Raw genomic sequence first — 16,898 nt, 5'->3', positions numbered from 1 at the left:
CCGGATATCTCTGGGAAAAATGAGGGAGTTAAAGACGAGTAAAACTTTTCGGTCATCGTCAAATTAATTCCTCTTAATTAAGTTAAAAATGAGTTTGCGTAAAAATTACGCAAACTCATTTTTTTGTCCAAAGTCCAAACTAAGGGTAAGCCGTTAATAAACAGGATAATATCGGGGCGGCGTTGGTGGTTGTCTTCGATGATGGTGAATTGGTTAACGGCGAGGAATTCGTTGTTTTCGGGGGTTTCCCAGTCAATCAGCCAGAGTTGTTCGCCTTTGGTTTCGCCGTTTTTGGTATATTCAACGGTGATGCCTTCGGTGAGGTAGCGGTGACAGGTTTCGTTGTTGTTGATTAGGTCGGGACTGGCGATGTTTTGTAAGTCCCGTTGGGCTTGGTTGCGAATGTCGGGGGGTATGTGGGGGTTAATGCGGCTGATGGCTTGGCTAAGGCGGTCTGTCAGCAATATGTCGCTGAAGCTTTGCCGTTCGGGAGTTGTGCCGTCGGGTTGGATGTCGTAGCCGTTTTTGTAGCTGTAGCCGAGGGCTTGCAGGAGTTGGAGGTTGTAGGCTTCGATTTGGTTTTCGGTGGTTGATTTGCTCATTTGACCGAGAGGTAAAAGAGTTAGGGTTTAATGCGGAGTTTGCCGCTCATTAGTTTTGGGAGAAGTACGTCGCGGGTTTTTGTTAAAGTTTGTATTTGTTGATTGTTTACGTGAATTTTATCAAAGCTCGAAAGCCAAAAAAATGTGATTTTACTGAGAATTGCCACTGGCGGAATAACAATTTCCACTTTTCTTAATTCCACTTGTCTGATGCCTTGAACAGTGGAACCTGTAGCTCTTCTTTCTAAAAGAAACTGACCCTGTGCAGATTTCAACCAAAAATATAAATACGTGGAGCCAAATTTTTCTTTTGTTCTTAACGAATAGAGCCTTTGCGATAAAACGTATTTTTGATGGTTTGCCAAATAGAAGACTTCGCCTAATGGGGCTTCAGATGTTAAGAGAACATCTCCTTTTTTTAGCTCATCCTTCATCCACTTCTGATACAAGTCTTCATCTACAAAATTTATGGAATCCTCTCGCACAATTTGCCCATCTTTGATATTCTTGGCTGATAAAGCAGGGATTCCACTCAGTGACCAATCACTTCCTAGCTTTTTCGGTGTTTTGCCTCGGTAGTCAATAATCAGCGATAGAACATCTCCTAACTTCCCAACACGCCAACCTGCGGGGATTTCGCCTAACTCTGACGGTTCCATTGCGCCACCGGAGGATTTGTAGGGCTTGCCGTCGGCGTTGGGGAACTCGAAATCGACGAACCAATGCTTAAATAGAGTTTGTGCGATCGCCTCTAGTGTATCGTTTTGTTTACGGAGGTTTTCAATAGTTCTTGTTGAGTCAAATCTAAATCCTCCTGAATAGTCAAAGTTTCCAATTGCGACAACGATATTCTTGGGCTGTTTGGTTTCATTGAAAAATTCTCCCTTAAATGCCCATCCATGCTTAATATTAATCAAATCTCCTAAGGTGGTTTCTTTCCAATGACTCATACCTCAAACCTCACCTTTACCAATTGTGTCTTAATTAATCCTTCTACTTCCACCATTTGTAACACCAACCCTGCCATAAACTAACTCACCGCGAACTCAGTATGTGAACGCACCTCTGGCGGATGAAACCCCAACACAATATAACCTTTCGGAATACCTGCCCTCACTAAATCATTCGCAATACCATCCTCTAACCCGTCACGATGAATCCAAACCTTATCGCCAATCACCTCAACATGAACCAAACAACCATGCATCTGTACCTCACCTTCCCAACCTTGCGTAATTAGCAAAAAATTATTCCTATCTTCACTCACAATCAAACGACATCGTAAATCACCGTAAGCATAAGGAATCTCTGTATATTCCTTTAATTCCCCTTGGATGATTTGGCGATATTCCTCTATGGTAGCCATTGCACAATCTCCTGTTTATGATTATTAAAAATCAATAAATTAACTCGATACTTTTGTCTAATTAACTCGCCTAGAGGTTCGTTAAAAATACCTTGATAAGTCATTTGGCGAATCGCTAAATATAACAAATAATTCGGTTGTATTTCCTCTAATATAGCTCGATAAATTAAATATTGCCCTAATGCTTGTTCTAAATCAGCAACAACAGAAGGATTCGTAAACCCTTTAATTTCTACAGCAATCCTTTGTTCGGCTTTCTGGGCGGCAATAAGTTTAGTTACGCCTAAATCAACAAAAAGCTCTCTCACTCCCCATTTTAAGCGTAAAGGATCGTTGGTAATTGTCCATCCTGCTTTAATTAAAGCAGTTTTAACCGCATCATGATAAAAGTCTCGCGCTGGCATTCTGATTTAATTATCCTCCAAATCAAACCCCACCTTTGCCAACTGAATTTTAATCTCCTCCCTCATCTCTAGCTCATCCAAAATCTGCTATAAAGCTATCTTAGTTCAAACTCCCTAGACGGCACGAATTGCCTCCTTTAGCACTGTTTCCCGCAGGTGAGGACGTAGTGAACTAGGAGTACCTACATCGACTGAACAGCCTAGAAGCTCCTCTAAATAAGCTTTCAGGCTAAGTAAAGTAAATAATCCAACTGGGCGCTCAAACTCCACCAAAAAATCCACATCACTGTCTGGGCTAGCCTCATCTCGTGCTACCGAACCAAACAAAAACAACGCTTTGACCGCGAATTTGTCGAGGCGCTCTTTGTGAGCATTTAACTTATCTAGAACCTGTTGCTTGTCCATTCGTTCATCTTCTCCAAATCAAACCCCACTTTTGCTAACTGTACCTTAATCTCCTTATCTAATTGTGCCGCCTCCTGCATCTGCGCCGCCAACTGTGCCGTTAACTCCCCCATTTTCTCCTCAAAAGGTATACCATCATCTTCTTCTTCAGGAATGCCCACATACCGCCCTGGCGTTAACACAAAATTGTGCTTCTGGATATCCGCCAACGTCGCCGACTTACAGAACCCCTTAATATCTTCATAATCCCCCTCCCCTTGGGAGGGGCTAGGGGAGGGCTTCTCTTCCCCTTGGGAGGGGCTAGGGGAGGGCTTCTCTTCCCCTTGGGAGGGGCTAGGGGAGGGCTTCTCTTCCCCTTGGGAGGGGCTAGGGGAGGGCTTCTCTTCCCCTTGGGAGGGGCTAGGGGAGGGCTTCTCTTCCCTTTGGGAGGGGCTAGGGGAGGGCTTCCGCTTCCAAGCATGATAAGTCCCCGCAATCTTCTGTATATCCTCATCGGCAAAAGCTCGATTGCGACGGTTGACCATATAACCCAACTCTGAAGCATCAATAAATAACACCTCGCCCTGACGATTCCGATTCTTATTCCCATTCTTATAACGACTCAGAAACCATAAACAAGCCGGAATTCCCGTGTTATAAAACAACTGAGTTGGTAACATCACAATACAATCGACTAAATCCGCCTCCACCAAAGCTTGGCGAATCTCCCCCTCGCCCCCCGTATTCGACGACAGCGAGCCATTCGACAACACAAACCCCGCCGCCCCCGTGGGAGCCAGATGATACAAGAAATGCTGCACCCAGGCAAAATTAGCATTTCCCACAGGCGGTACACCATACTGCCAACGTCCATCTTTTCGCAGCAATTCCCCGCCCCAATCGCTATCATTAAACGGCGGATTAGCAATCACAAAATCTGCTTTTAAATCCTTATGGGCATCATTTAAAAACGACCCCTCCGGGTTCCACTTAATATTAGAGCCATCAATCCCCCGAATCGCCAAATTCATCCGACAGAGTTTATAAGTGGTTTCATTGCTTTCTTGACCATAGATGGAAATATCATCAATTCGTCCTTGGTGTGCTGCGATAAATTTTTCACTTTGAACGAACATTCCCCCCGACCCACAGCAGGGGTCAAACACCCGCCCCTGATACGGCTCTAACATTTCTACTAATGCTGGCAATTTTGATAGCGCTACGCGCCAGGGAATAGGGAATAGGGAAAACAAAAAGACAAAGGGGTTTTCATTTGGCTTGTTTTGTTATAACATTATTATATAATAACAAAAACACCAAAGCAACACAAACAGAAGAACGCCATGAAACCGTTACTCCCTCAATTCAACAATTCCCATACCCCCGAAACAACAGCCCAGCAAGCGTTAGCGGAATTTGGCATTACCGAACTCCTCTCTCGACTCAAGCATTACCGCGACATTGACTTCGACGCATCGCAAATGCACCTAACCGATGCGGAAGTCAAAATCCTCGCCCAGCTATTTATCCAAGAATTGATTGAAAGCCTCAACGGTAAACTCATCGCTGGTACCTTAAATACCCTGCGTCATGGTGAGGAGATGGAGGAGACATTTACCAATCACGATTTGCCATTCCCCACCCCTCGCTACAAAGAAGGCGATCGCGTTCAGTGGAAAACCGCTAATCCTGACTGGGGCGTCATTCTGGGACGTTTCTATGACTACAATCACCATCAATGGATGGTTTATTACATCATCCAACTCGCCCCTGATTCTCCCAGTGCAGGTTGGGTAACCACGGATACGGCTTCTGAAGCGGATGTGGAAAAAATACCTGATACGGTTGAACCCAATCAAGAGAATGGCAACTCCTACCGTTATCCCACCCATTCTCGCCGGGGGATACCGCCCCTATCTGTACAATGTCCAACTGAACCCTATAATCCCCGACGGCGACACAATCTCCGCCCCATTAACCAGCGGGAAAAATACATTATTGACCTTTATTGTTACTGTGAATTAGGGATGACGCCAAAGCAGTTTTATGCCAAATGGGATGTCACGTATGAGCAATTATCTCATATCTGTTCTCGTTCCTTGGGGACAGTACAGAATTGGTTTAACCGAGGTAAAGGATATTACCCGCCTAAACCCGTTGATTTGCGCCATCTGGCAATCATGGATTTTTTGTTAGAGCATTTTGAAGAAATCCCCCAATCTCTGCTCAACCTGTTGTGTTCGTCTTTTTAGATCAGGTATCAGTTATCAGTTATCAGTTATCGGGAGATGGGGGAACTGAAGCAAATTGTGTAGGGGCGGGTTTCACTACTATCTTTTCGGTTACACCCAGATGTAAATAAACCCGCCCCGACTTGACATAAGACGAATGACCAATAACAATCAAACCGCTTGCTCAACGATTAAGCCACCATTCAAGAAAATTTTCGGTACATCCAGAATGCTCATCATTTTTTCAGCATAGACGGCTTCCCCTTGCAAATAGTCAGGATTTATGCTAGTTGTTTCAGGAGTCACGGCGATGACTTGGAGCGGATTCAGCAGGAACATCGATTCACGCACATCTTCCACAATCACACCCGCCAAAATCTCCTCCACCTCCACAATCAGCGCTTTGGAACTTCGGGTTATCGCGGTTAAGGGCAATTTCAACACCGGGCGAATATCGACTAAGGTGACAATTTCCCCACGCAGATTCATGTTTCCTACAATATGAGGGGGACAACAGGGAATCGGCGTCACCTGTTGGATATCGGTAAACTCCCGTACAACGCCTAAATCAATCCCGAATAACTGATCATTTAAGACAATAATCGTTAACGGTTTGACACTGGTTAAGTCTTGACTCTCGAAGGGAAGCTTGAGATTATTCGCTCGTTCTCGGAAAATGTCTCGTTCTTCGGGTGTCGCATTTGCAGCAAATACGGCTTGTTCGGTAACGAATTCTCCACTCGATTGACTCCGGTTAAGTTCTTGGCTGAGATAGTTCTCCACTAATTTAAACGTGTGACTATCTATCGCGCTTAACCAATTCTCTGGATCACTTAAAATAACGATATCACCAGCATGGCGGGTGAGTCCACCAATGACGCCGTTTTCGCTAACGGTTTGATTCGGCTCAAGTTCAGTAGTAATTTCATCTGATGAAATTGTCAGGACTTCACAAACCTGATTCACAATAATCCCAACTTTGGTTTTTTCTCGTCTTAGAACGATAATACTGTCGGTTAAACGGTAGTTGGATGATTGTAAGCCAAGACTCTGATTAAAATCGATAACGGGTATCATTTCTCCCCGCAAATTGACCACGCCAATCATTTCATGCGGCGCTTCGGGAATGGATATTAATTCTGGGAGAGGAAAGACTTCCTCCACGTAAGCTGTACTGATACCATACAGCCGATCATTTAAACCAAAGCTAAAATAGGAATTGTCTGTCATGGGGAGTCTGGCTCGATACTATTTAAGGAGGATTGGAGTTGTTTAATCAGTTCAGATGGCGTCAAATTGCCTAATTTTTGTAGGGGGGTATTGGGCGGTAACTGTTTGAGCAGATTCAAGGCGACATGCTGCATTTTAATCGTGTTTTTCTCTAGGTCATGTTCGAGTGTTTCCGGATTAAAGGTTAAGGTGTAATCGTCTTCAGTATCCCAAGTCAGGGGACTAGGGACATCACCTACAGGGGTATAAACTAAACTCTCGGTTTGACGTTGATACACCAAGGATTCGGGAAAAACATTGGTTTGAAACTGCTTTAAAAGTTGACCATACAGTTCAGAATGCCCGGTGATCAGATAGCCTAAAGGTTGGAGGGCGTGGTAAAACTTATCCAAGGCTTGGGCAATGGCGGAGGATTCAAAGTAGATAAAGACATTTCGACAAATAATTAAATCAAACGCCTGTAAATCTAAGTGAGGTTGGGGGAAAGGATCTTTGACTAAGTTGATCTGTTGCCATTTCACTAATGATTTAACGTTGTCATCAATGTGGTAGTGATTATCAATACGTTTAAAATACTCGTGTTTGATCTTGGGATCAATACTTCTTAATGACCAAGCCCGATAAATTCCTTGTTTGGCTTTGGCTAGCGCCTCTTGATTAATATCGATGCCAAAAACAACTAAATTCCAGCTATCAATATCCGGAATCAGTTCATTCAGCATAATCGCCAGGGAATAGGGTTCCTCTCCGGTTGAACATCCCGCACTACAAAGCCGCAGGGTTTTATCCACCTGATGACGCTGAATTAGTTCGGGTAATATTTTAGTTTTGAGCAATTTACATTGTTCTTTATCCCGAAAAAAGTAACTTTCCAGATTCGTCAGCAAGACAACCAATTTTTTCCACTCTTGATTAGCTTCTCTGGTTTGACAATTGAGCAGCAAATAATAATCTTCCGGAAAGGTTAGTTTAATTGCTTTCATTCGGGCGAATAGTTTGTCCGTTAAGTTGGCTTGATCGCGTTCTCGAATCACCAAACCCGTATGTTGAGCAATTAAGCGAATAAAGGCTTGTTTTATTTTAGGAGTTAACTGGTTGGGTGTTGACACATTTATTACCTAATCGGTTTAAGTAGGTGGGAACAATTACAGCAGTTTGCTCTGATATGCGGTACATTGTCGATCCCCCTAAATCCCCCTTAAAAAGGGGGACTTTGATCGACTGCACTTTATTACAGCGCAAAGCGCTGTAAAGTTAACGGTGGGGAACTCGCTTTCGCGAGAAGCAAGCTACGTCATTCGTCATTCGTCATTCGTCATTTGTCATTTGTCATTTGTCATTTGTCAGGGTTTGAGGCTTGTTAACATAACTTCATAAGGTTGAGTTTATTTCCACCAACCTACTTACTGTAGAATCGACTGTTTTTGTAAAAGTTCCAGCAACATTGGCGCGATCGCGTTCAAAGGTAGGACTTCTCTAGCTCCCCCTAATTCAATGGCTTCTTTGGGCATTCCGAAGATGATTGATGTGGCTTGATCCTGAGCAATGGTTAAACCCCCCGCTTGGGTAACTGTCAGCATTCCTTTTGCGCCATCTCTGCCCATTCCGGTTAATAATATGGCGGTTGTTTTCTTGCCATAAACTTTGGCGACAGACTCAAATGTGACCGTTGCTGACGGGCAATGTCCGTCTAAAGGTACGGTATCTGAACAGACAAAATTACCCTGCTTATCTAATTTTAGCTGACGTTGTTCTGGAGGAAAATAGATGATTCCTGGTTGCGGTTTATTTCCAGATTCGGCAATTTTGATCGGCAATTTACAGGTGGGAGCTAACCAATCAATTAAGCCTTGTAAAAATCCCTTACAAATGTGCTGCACACAAAGTATGGGAACCGAAAAATTGGCGGGAAGTTGCGAAAAAATTTCTTGCAATGCTGGAGGTCCGCCCGTTGATGTGCCAATGGTAATTATTTTAGGCTTCGGGTATGATTTGGTTGGAGCCGTGGTCAGATTGTTCAGATTAACGGCTTGGTGTTGCAGCGAATATCTGCGTTTTCGTTTGAAAACCCTAACCCCAGAAATGACACTAATTTTATTAACTAATTCCCGTTTAAATTCTTGGTTTTCTGTGGTTAAACCAGCCAATGGCTTGGGACAAATATCGACGGCTCCGGCTTCGAGGACATCAAAAATATGATGGGTATCTTCCTGTTGTACCGACACACTCAAGACTAAAATGGGTATAGGATTATGACGCATGACTTCAGTGGTTAATTCCAACCCATCCATCTGTGGCATGTGTAAGTCGGTACAAATCACATCGGGTTTAACTTGAGGTATTAGGCTCAATGCTTCTAACCCATTTTGCGCTTCTCCGACTACCTCAAGTTGGGAAAAATCATTGATAATTCGTCTGAGAATGACTAGGGATATTTTGGAGTCTTCTACTAATAGAACTTTAATCGTCATTGGTCATTTGTTAGTTGTTTAAGGGTTTGTAGTTAGCGCTTCAGCGCTGATGGCACTAAAGTGCCGACTACGAACGAACGAACGAAGAAATTTTCACTCAATTAAACCAATCGGCTGATGGTTTCTAATAGAAACGCTTGGTTGAACTTACCTTTAATAATGTAAGCGTCCGCTCCGGCTTCTGCACCCCGTTGTTGATCAGCTTCTGAATCCAAGGTGGTGACTAAAATAATCGGTAAGTCTTGATATTCCGAATGCTGGCGAATCGTGGCGGTTAAAGATAACCCGTCTAAATGAGGCATTTCCACATCAGAAACTACGGCATCAAAATGACGGCTTTTAAGTTTGGTATAGCCATCTAATCCATCAACCGCAATTACTACTTCATACCCCGCCCCTTCTAAAAGTCGTCGTTCTTGCGTTCGCACTGGGAGAGAATCTTCGACTAAGAGAATTGTCGGTTTCGTTTGTAGAACCGTATTGGCTTTAACCGAAACTGTTGCGGGACTTTGTTGTTGTCCCGACTTAACTAAATCCGCCGGATTGAGAATCATACAAACGTCCCCAGTGGGGAGAATCGTTGCACCCAAAATATTTTTCACCCGCTTTAATAACGTACTTTGGGGTTTGAGAGGGATTTCTTGGGTATCCAAAAGTCGATCGACTAAAAATCCCGAAACTTCATCACCAACCTTGAGTAAAATACACGATCGCAACTCAGATAGCGGTGTTTCTTTTTTGGTGATCAGGGCGTAAGCGGGAGAGTTCGAGAGTTCCAAGACATTGGCAAGATTGGCGACGGGAACCCTTTGACCTTGCCAGTTTAACGTCTCCCGCCCATCAACGGTTTCTATTTCATCTGGGGAAAGGAGTAAACTGGTTTGGACGAATTCAATTGGGAGGGCTTGAACAATTCCCTGAACCTCAACAAATAAGGCATTAACGGTGGCTAAGGTGGTGCGAAGTTGGATGCGGAATGTACTACCTTGATTGGGAGTTGATTCGATCGCGATCGCGCCTTTGAGTCGTTCAATGTTTGTCTTGACAACATCTAAGCCAATCCCTCGACCCGAAATTTCAGTAATAAAGCTGCGGGTGGAGAATCCGGGGGTAAAAATTAGGTCATAAATTTGACTGGGATTCATCCTCTCTAGTTCATCGGGTTGGTAAAGCTTCCGTTTAATGGCGGTTTGCTTAATTTGGTCGATATCCAGTCCTCGCCCATCATCAGCGACTTCAATGATAATCGTATTACCAATTAAACTACCCCGCAGCCAAATTTTTGCTACTGGCGGTTTACCTAATTTTTCCCGTTCTGCGGGTGTCTCAATCCCATGATCGATCGCGTTCCGAATTAGATGGGTTAAAGAGTCTTTAATATCTTCCAGAATAGTTTTATCCGCCGTCGTCTCTCCCCCTTCAATAATTAACTCCACCTGTTTCGATTGTTTGCGGGCTAAATCCCGCACCATACGGGGAAACAACTGGAAGATAGTAGACAGAGGTAACTGGCGTAGGGTTTGAATTCTCTCCCGTAAATCCTCTGCAATTAAATCGAGGTTAGAGGTATTTTCCTGGGTGGCGGTGCGTAAGGCGGTAATTTTTTCATCTAAGCGTTCTTGGAATGGGTTAACGTCTGTGGCTGTCGCCTCACCGGATTGACGATAAAAGGCTTTCCACTCTTGCCAAAGTGTCACCAGTTCCTCAATTTCTGACGCCGTGTATGCAACACGAAGTTTCGTGACATTTAATTCCTCCGCTTGCGCCATTAACCCATCTAAATCACGAGTAGGAACCCGAATCGTATCAATCCGGTAGGTGTCACTTAGGGCTGGGGTTTTGGGTACTGGCGGTTGGGTGGGAAGGGGTTTAACGGGAGTCGATCCAGCATCAGGTAAGCTAGGGAGAGAAACATCGAGTAATTGGTTGAGAACCGCCGTAGTATTCACACCCTGATATTGACCCGTCACCGCTTCCTGTACGAGCTTACCCATCGCATCCAATCCTCGATACAAGCGATCGCTAATTTCTGGGGTTAAAATAGTTGGCTGGAGTTTAATCCCACCCAAAATCTCTTCAATGTGGTGGATTAACATTTCCACGGGTTCAACGCCGACGCTTCTAGAGTCTCCTTTTAAACTATGGGCTTCTCGCAGTAATTCGTCTAATGTGGTTGGGTCATCCGGCTGCTTTTCTAATTGCAGTAATCCCGCTTCTAGCTTCTGTAAGCGTTCAAGGCTGGCGAGTTTATAAACATCCCGCATTTCCTCATCGTCAATAAACGTGGTGCTGAGGGGAGGTTGAGAGGATGAAGATGGGACATTGGGTAACCCGACAATCGTGACAGAATCCGGACGAGAGGATAAAGGCGTGGGAGTTTCGGAGATAGGAATCACCGGGGGAGATTGGGCTGATGCTTCAATGGCGTCGATTAATTGATTCAGCACTTGCGCCGTATCCACACCCTGAGGTTGACCCGTTACCGCTTCCTCGACTAAGCCACGAATGGCTTCTAATGCATCATAGAGGCTTTCACTGACTTTGACCGTAAAACCGAGTTGTCGATGTTTGATGCGATCGAAAACTTCTTCGATATGATGGACAAGGGTTTCCACCGATTCGACGCCAACGCTACGAGAATCGCCTTTGAGACTATGGGCTTCCCGCAGTAATTGATCTAAAGTAGTTTGGTCATCGGGATATTTTTCTAAATGCAGTAACCCGGCTTCTAAAATCTGCAACCGTTCGCTACTGGCGAGTTGATACACCTCTCGTAATTCATCATCATCGATATAACTTTCGGCGAGTTGGGGTGGGGGAGACGGTTGAGGCGAGGTGGGTTGGGTTCCGTTATCGGTTGTCGGCTCAAGGGTATCGGTAAAACCCGCCCCGACAAGCCCTGGTTCGGCTTGACTTGGAGATGCTACAGCCGATTGTTGGCAATCCTCCAGCACCAGCATAAATTGTTCTAGCACCTGAGTGGTATCCACCGCACTGGGTTGACCGGTTATCGCTTCTTGGACTAATTTACTAATTGCCTCTACTCCTTGATGTAAGGTTTGGTTAACATCTGGGGTAAACGCTGTGGGTTGGGATTTAAGGTTCTCGATAATTTCTTCTAGGGGATGAGCCAAAATTTCCACGGTTTCCACGCCAACGCTGCGAGAATCGCCTTTAAGACTATGAACTTCCCGGCGTAACTCTTCCCAGATAGCGTCGTTGTCTGGATTTTGGGCTAAATCATTTAACCCCGTTTCCAGGCTGTGCAATCGTTCACCACTGGTGAGTTGATACACCTCTCGTAATTCATCATCATCGATATAGCTTTCGGCGAGTTGGGATGGGGGAGACGGTTGAGGCGGGGTGGGTTTGGTTCCGTTATCGGTTGTCGGCTCAAGGGTATCGGTAAAACTAGCCCCGACAAGCCCTGGTTCCCCTTGAATTGGAGACGCCACAGCCGATTGTTGGCAATCCTCCAACACTAGCATAAATTGTTCTAGTACCTGAGTGATATCCACCGCACTAGGTTGACCGGTTATCGCTTCTTGGACTAATTTGCTAATCGCCTCTAATCCTTGATGTAAGGTTTGGCTAACATCTGGGGTAAACGCCGTGGGTTGGGATTTAAGGTTCTCGATAATTTCTTCTAGGGGATGAGCCAAAATTTCCACGGTTTCCACCCCAACGCTACGAGAATCGCCTTTAATACTATGGGCTTCCCGGCGCAACTGTTCCCAGATAGCTTCATCGTCTGGATGTTCTGTCAAATGACGCAACCCAGCGTCTAGGCTTTGTAACCGTTCATGACTAGCCAGTTGATAAACTTCTCGGAGTTCATCATCGTCGATATAGCTTTCGGCTAATTCAGATGATTCAGCGCTCATATCCTCTCTCTCTAGAGGTTCTGGTGGAATGTCTCTACCTGCGGCGTTCTCTGCTGGTTCAATGGCGAGTTGTTGAAATTGATCCAGTATTTCAGCTAAATTGACGTCGCTTGGTTTACCTGTTATTGCTTCAGCAATTAAAAGACGAATTGCATCTAATCCATGATCAAGACATTGGCTCACTGACGGCGAAAAAACCAGCTTTTGGCGTTTAATCCGTCCCAGAGTCCATTCTATGCGATCGGCAAGGGTTTCTACAGCCTTAACGCCTAAACTTTTGGAGTCTCCTTTTAAGCTGTGAACATCTCGCAGCAACTGTTCTAAGGTTGTTTCATTCTCTGGATTTTTTTGTAGATGGTGCAAACCGACAGTGAGTTTCTTTAGCCGTTCTTCACCCGCCGTTTTATACAGATTTCGCAGTTCTTCGTCTTCTATGATCATGATTAGTCATTCGCTCTATGTCCTTTGTCCTTTGTCATTCGTCATTCGTCATTTGTCATTTGTCAAGTCGGGGCGGGTTTATTTACATCTGGGTGTAACCGAAAAGATAGTAGTGAAACCCGCCCCTACACAATTTGCTCTAGCTTCCAGACGTAGCAGGCTACGTCTGGAACATTGCTCCCCCGGCTCAGTTAAACCATCTCTTGCAATTCCAGAGAGGTTTCGTTCAGTTGCTGAGTCCCGATCTTGGTTTGATTAATCCCTGTGGCGGTTTCTTTTGCCCCCTTATTAATAGTTTCCATCGCCTCGACGACTTGTTGAATTGCATCGACTTGCTGTTTTAAGTTCAGGGAGATTTGTTGGTTATTTAACACCACTTTGTCCACCGCATCGGCTACACCGGTGAATGCTTCATTAGTTTTTTGGGCAATTTGCACACCGGATGCCACGGTTTTTGTCCCTTCATCTGTCACCATTACCGTTGAGTTAATCGCGCTTTGAATTTCGGACACCAGTATGCCAATTTTGTCAGCCGATTGTTGACTTTGATCGGCTAATTTGCGAATTTCATTGGCAACCACCGAGAAGCCTTTCCCATGTTCTCCCGCACGCACCGCTTCTACGGAGGAATTGAGGGCTAACATATTGGTTTTGTTGGCTAATTCAGACACCAACTGTGAAATACTACCAATTTGATTTGCCTGTTCAGAAAGACGAACAATCTGTTGTGCGATCGCGCCGACTTTATTCTCCAGGGTGTACATCCCTTCCAGGGTTTCACCGACTGCTTGGGTTCCTCCCTGAGTCAGTTCCAACGCTTTCTGGGCGGCGGATACAGCAGCCTTGGCTTGTTCTGCAGATTGTCGGGAGGAGGCTTCTAACTCATCCATGGTAGTAGTCGTTTCATTCACTGAAGCCGCTTGCTGACTCGCCACCCGTTCTTGTTCTTCTAAGGTGGAAAAAATCTCTTGGCTAGAGGTGGAGATACGAGTCACAATTTGTTTAAGTAAATCTGCTAGTTGACTTGTCCGGAAAACGCCCACGGGTAGCACGGCGGCGAGAGAGATTAAAATAATCAGCGTCGCTACTACTTTAAACGCCGTCACAGAGGCAAAAATTGTGCTTTTGGGAACGGTACGGATAGCCACTAAAAAGCCAGGTTGATTCGGTGCTGGATCAACGGTAGCGTAGCTAATGAGTTCATTACTTCCTGTACCAATTAATCCCTGTCCGCCTTGGAGAATTTGCTCAACAATTTGGTCAGAATAATCCTTCGCCAAGGTTTCATCATTGCCCAGATCAAATCCCCATTCTTTCTCATCATCAGGGTGAGAGAGATAGTAGCCCTCTGCATTAACCAGTAAGGCGGTTTCGCCCTCGCTTAAATTGGCATCCTCGATATATCTGAGAAACTTCTTAGCAAAAACATTGGCAATCACAATTCCCTGTTTTGTACCGGCTGCATCAGCAACAGGTGTGGCGTAGCGAATTACTGGTTTAAACGGGGTTTCGATTTTTCCTTGTTCTTGATTTAAGTTAACCGGGGAGACATAAACCTCACCTGGCTCCAGTTTCATCGTTTCCACAAAATAGCCGCGATCGCCCTTATTTTGTAACTCCGATTCAGGGATAATTGTCGTCGTCGTTCCATCGGAATCAACCCTGACTATTTCCTGACCATTTTCGTCAAGAAACCGAAGCTGCATATATTGAGACTTCGCCTGCATTAGACTCTCAAAAATGGTCTGGGCTTGGTCTACCCAAACATCAGCCGATTGATTGCCTTCGGAAGCCGTTTCTGAGCGAATAATCCCTTGAATAGCGGGAATCTTGCTCAGGAATAAGACATCCTCATTAATCCCCTCTAAGACAGCATCAATATTTTCGGCATCATCAGTAACCCTGTCCTCAAGTTTAGTTTCTGAGACTTCGGATAAAGCAGTCGAGGACGAAAATATCCCATAAAGTCCCACAATTGAGACAGGAATAAGACTGCTTAAAAACAGCAGCAATAAGATTTGATTTTGAAGCTTTTTCTGGTTGGTTAAATTTTTGAGAAATTTTGCCCACATGGCTGGTTACCTACCACTCTAGATTCCGTTGAACAAATCCATCTCCCTTCCGGAGATGGGAGGCGAAAAAATACAGTCCATTCATTTCCTTCCTTGGAAACCCCCTAGTCCTCTGTTTTGCCAGATTAGGGGGGATGGGTTTTTACCCGTCTTAGCACAGGGATGAAATTGGTTACGTCTTTACCGATAAATTCACTCAGGGCATTTTTCCTAAAGGATAAGCCAAACGTATGCTGCAAAATCGTAAGTCTGTCAAGGTGTAGGTCATCGCAGGATACTTGCTGTTTAGTTCAGTTGAATCCAAGTTTGCTCGTTCAACATAATCATAGATAACCCTGGTTTAGCCAATCTGTAGGATGAGAGCTGATCATCGTTTTTGGCTGAATTGAGAATAGAAAGTCAGCCTGTTCAAAAATGCTGGGTTTGAGCAATATTGAAGCCAAATAACCTGACGAGGTATTGGCTTTGATTGACATAGATTCTAGAGGAGCGTTTAACCCAGACTACTAGAGATACCCAGTTTTTTTATCTTATCAGACCATTGCCTACATCATTCCTATGCTATTGCACTGGATTGATTTTTGGCAACAATTTTATCAATTGTTTATAATTTATGAATAAAAAATAAAACCCATTATTTAAGTTAGTATATTTTACGTTAACAGGATTAAAAGATTGTGTTTAGCCTAATAAGTCTCTATATAAAAATACGACTTATCCAGCAAAAGCTTAGAAAATTGTCATACAAAACAACATACGCTTGTCATACATTTAGTGACAATGTATTACGATAAATAGCATCAATACAAAAGCAGGTTTGTAGTAGGGGCTTTAGCGCCTAATTTTATAGGTTTTCCGGGCGTAATTCTAATTCATCAAATTAGCTGTGTCACGCTACTACTGTCGTGGCACAGCTAAAATAGGGTTTTGTTTGTAGTAAGCACTTTAGTGCTATAACGCTTAGCTGGAGAGGGCTGAAGTTCCCTCACTACGAACCAATTCTAATTCATCAAATAAGGTGTGCCACGGCACTACTGGAAGGATGCTTCGCTTTTTGTTTCATGGGAGAAGGAGAACCTGATTCTCTTGCTCCCCTCTCCCCGGCGTGGGAGAGGGGCTGGGGGTGAGGGGTTGAGCTTAAGTTGACCTTTGAAACGGCACACTCAGACTACTTGTTTGAGTTAGCCGCCGATGGGCTTTGGCGAAAACTGATAATTAACAAACAGATAATCCCTAGATTAATAAAAACATCAGCAAAATTAAACACCGGAAAAGGCGCGAGTCGAATATGACGAAAATCGACTAATATAGGGAACTTGACAATCGGGAATTCCAGAAAATCAACTACACAGGTTAACTCTTTTCCATTAACGATACAATCATTAAAAAAGCGGTCAATTCCATTCCCTAATGCACCGCCTAAAATAAAGCCGTAGCCTAACTGCTCAATCGGTTTCAGCCGAGAGCCAAACCATGCCAACCCCATTAACCCCAGACTCACTGCCAGTGATAGCCAGCGCAGCCAAACTCCGCCCTGACTAAACAGACTAAATGCTGCCCCAGTATTGAGTACATAGGTTAAGTGAAAAACATCGGGAATCAGAGGCAAACTTTCGTATAAGGCAAAATTTTGTACCACTAAATATTTAGTCAGTTGATCCACAATTACACTAACAGCGGCAATTACCCAGAAGTAACGATTTTTTTTAAAAGGCATGGTTATAGTTAGGGATGGAAAAGATCTGACCCTTCGCTTGGCTCAGGGAACCTGGTTTGTAGGGGCGGGTTTAGGGACTGTCGCGCAAGCTATTGA

Annotated in this window: 11 protein-coding genes and 2 pseudogenes; 1 reads left to right on the top strand and 12 read right to left on the bottom strand. The window is 44.4% G+C overall.

The window, feature by feature from the left end:
• Nucleotides 1-137 precede the first annotated feature (137 nt).
• The 6 genes and pseudogenes from RH949_RS11435 to RH949_RS11410 form a co-directional block, all read right to left on the bottom strand.
• Nucleotides 138-602 (bottom strand): annotated as a pseudogene (locus RH949_RS11435) (type I restriction endonuclease); the annotation flags it as partial.
• A gap of 20 nt (nucleotides 603-622) precedes the next feature.
• Entirely contained in the window at nucleotides 623-1,552 is a 930-nt protein-coding gene (locus RH949_RS11430; RefSeq protein WP_446353162.1) for a restriction endonuclease subunit S, read from the bottom strand.
• An 80-nt stretch (nucleotides 1,553-1,632) separates the two neighbouring features.
• Nucleotides 1,633-1,968, bottom strand: a complete 336-nt coding sequence (locus RH949_RS11425; RefSeq protein WP_446353160.1) for an element excision factor XisI family protein — start codon at nucleotides 1,966-1,968, stop codon at nucleotides 1,633-1,635.
• Nucleotides 1,956-2,372: a XisH family protein gene (locus tag RH949_RS11420; RefSeq protein WP_446353158.1), complete on the bottom strand. Its 417-nt coding sequence runs from the start codon at nucleotides 2,370-2,372 to the stop codon at nucleotides 1,956-1,958. The genes RH949_RS11425 and RH949_RS11420 overlap by 13 nt, the downstream gene beginning before the upstream one ends.
• A 114-nt stretch (nucleotides 2,373-2,486) precedes the next feature.
• Nucleotides 2,487-2,777: a nucleotidyltransferase family protein gene (locus RH949_RS11415; RefSeq protein ID WP_006103003.1), complete on the bottom strand. Its 291-nt coding sequence runs from the start codon at nucleotides 2,775-2,777 to the stop codon at nucleotides 2,487-2,489.
• Nucleotides 2,756-3,955, bottom strand: a pseudogene (locus tag RH949_RS11410) (N-6 DNA methylase); the annotation flags it as partial. The gene RH949_RS11415 and the pseudogene RH949_RS11410, both read right to left, overlap by 22 nt.
• Before the next feature lie 144 nt (nucleotides 3,956-4,099).
• Between RH949_RS11410 and RH949_RS11405 the strand changes: the two are divergent.
• Complete coding sequence (locus tag RH949_RS11405; protein WP_446353156.1) at nucleotides 4,100-5,008, top strand: hypothetical protein; 909 nt, start codon at nucleotides 4,100-4,102, stop codon at nucleotides 5,006-5,008.
• A 150-nt stretch (nucleotides 5,009-5,158) separates the two neighbouring features.
• On the opposite strand, the gene RH949_RS11400 is transcribed toward RH949_RS11405, so the two are convergent.
• The 6 genes from RH949_RS11400 to lspA form a co-directional block, all read right to left on the bottom strand.
• Nucleotides 5,159-6,217, bottom strand: a complete 1,059-nt coding sequence (locus RH949_RS11400) for a chemotaxis protein CheW (protein ID WP_446353154.1) — start codon at nucleotides 6,215-6,217, stop codon at nucleotides 5,159-5,161.
• Nucleotides 6,214-7,326: a CheR family methyltransferase gene (locus RH949_RS11395; protein WP_044208779.1), complete on the bottom strand. Its 1,113-nt coding sequence runs from the start codon at nucleotides 7,324-7,326 to the stop codon at nucleotides 6,214-6,216. Before RH949_RS11395 ends, RH949_RS11400 begins: the two co-directional genes overlap by 4 nt.
• Nucleotides 7,327-7,620: 294 nt before the next feature.
• A complete protein-coding gene (gene cheB, locus RH949_RS11390) occupies nucleotides 7,621-8,688 on the bottom strand; it encodes a chemotaxis-specific protein-glutamate methyltransferase CheB (protein WP_446353151.1) in 1,068 nt (355 codons plus the stop codon).
• A 101-nt stretch (nucleotides 8,689-8,789) separates the two neighbouring features.
• Entirely contained in the window at nucleotides 8,790-13,013 is a 4,224-nt protein-coding gene (locus tag RH949_RS11385; RefSeq protein WP_446353149.1) for an Hpt domain-containing protein, read from the bottom strand.
• A 191-nt stretch (nucleotides 13,014-13,204) separates the two neighbouring features.
• The gene (locus RH949_RS11380) at nucleotides 13,205-15,085 is read right to left on the bottom strand and encodes a methyl-accepting chemotaxis protein (protein WP_446353147.1); all 1,881 of its coding nucleotides are present in this window, start codon (nucleotides 15,083-15,085) and stop codon (nucleotides 13,205-13,207) included.
• Between the two features lie 1,168 nt (nucleotides 15,086-16,253).
• Complete coding sequence (lspA, locus tag RH949_RS11375; protein WP_006102995.1) at nucleotides 16,254-16,802, bottom strand: signal peptidase II; 549 nt, start codon at nucleotides 16,800-16,802, stop codon at nucleotides 16,254-16,256.
• Nucleotides 16,803-16,898 lie beyond the last annotated feature (96 nt).

This window comes from Coleofasciculus sp. A1-SPW-01 (assembly GCF_040217205.1).
Lineage (GTDB): Bacteria > Cyanobacteriota > Cyanobacteriia > Cyanobacteriales > Coleofasciculaceae > Coleofasciculus > Coleofasciculus chthonoplastes_A.
The sequence above is the reverse complement of the archived record's forward strand: the minus strand, read 5'-3'. Positions and strand labels throughout refer to the sequence as shown.

Coding starts and splice junctions, on each gene's coding strand:
- cheB (WP_446353151.1), bottom strand. CDS start 8,688: ATGACGATTAAAGTTCTATTAGTAGAAGACTCCAAAATATCCCTAGTC.
- RH949_RS11430 (WP_446353162.1), bottom strand. CDS start 1,552: ATGAGTCATTGGAAAGAAACCACCTTAGGAGATTTGATTAATATTAAG.
- RH949_RS11385 (WP_446353149.1), bottom strand. CDS start 13,013: ATGATCATAGAAGACGAAGAACTGCGAAATCTGTATAAAACGGCGGGT.
- RH949_RS11405 (WP_446353156.1), top strand. CDS start 4,100: ATGAAACCGTTACTCCCTCAATTCAACAATTCCCATACCCCCGAAACA.
- RH949_RS11415 (WP_006103003.1), bottom strand. CDS start 2,777: ATGGACAAGCAACAGGTTCTAGATAAGTTAAATGCTCACAAAGAGCGC.
- lspA (WP_006102995.1), bottom strand. CDS start 16,802: ATGCCTTTTAAAAAAAATCGTTACTTCTGGGTAATTGCCGCTGTTAGT.
- RH949_RS11380 (WP_446353147.1), bottom strand. CDS start 15,085: ATGTGGGCAAAATTTCTCAAAAATTTAACCAACCAGAAAAAGCTTCAA.
- RH949_RS11420 (WP_446353158.1), bottom strand. CDS start 2,372: ATGCCAGCGCGAGACTTTTATCATGATGCGGTTAAAACTGCTTTAATT.
- RH949_RS11425 (WP_446353160.1), bottom strand. CDS start 1,968: ATGGCTACCATAGAGGAATATCGCCAAATCATCCAAGGGGAATTAAAG.
- RH949_RS11400 (WP_446353154.1), bottom strand. CDS start 6,217: ATGACAGACAATTCCTATTTTAGCTTTGGTTTAAATGATCGGCTGTAT.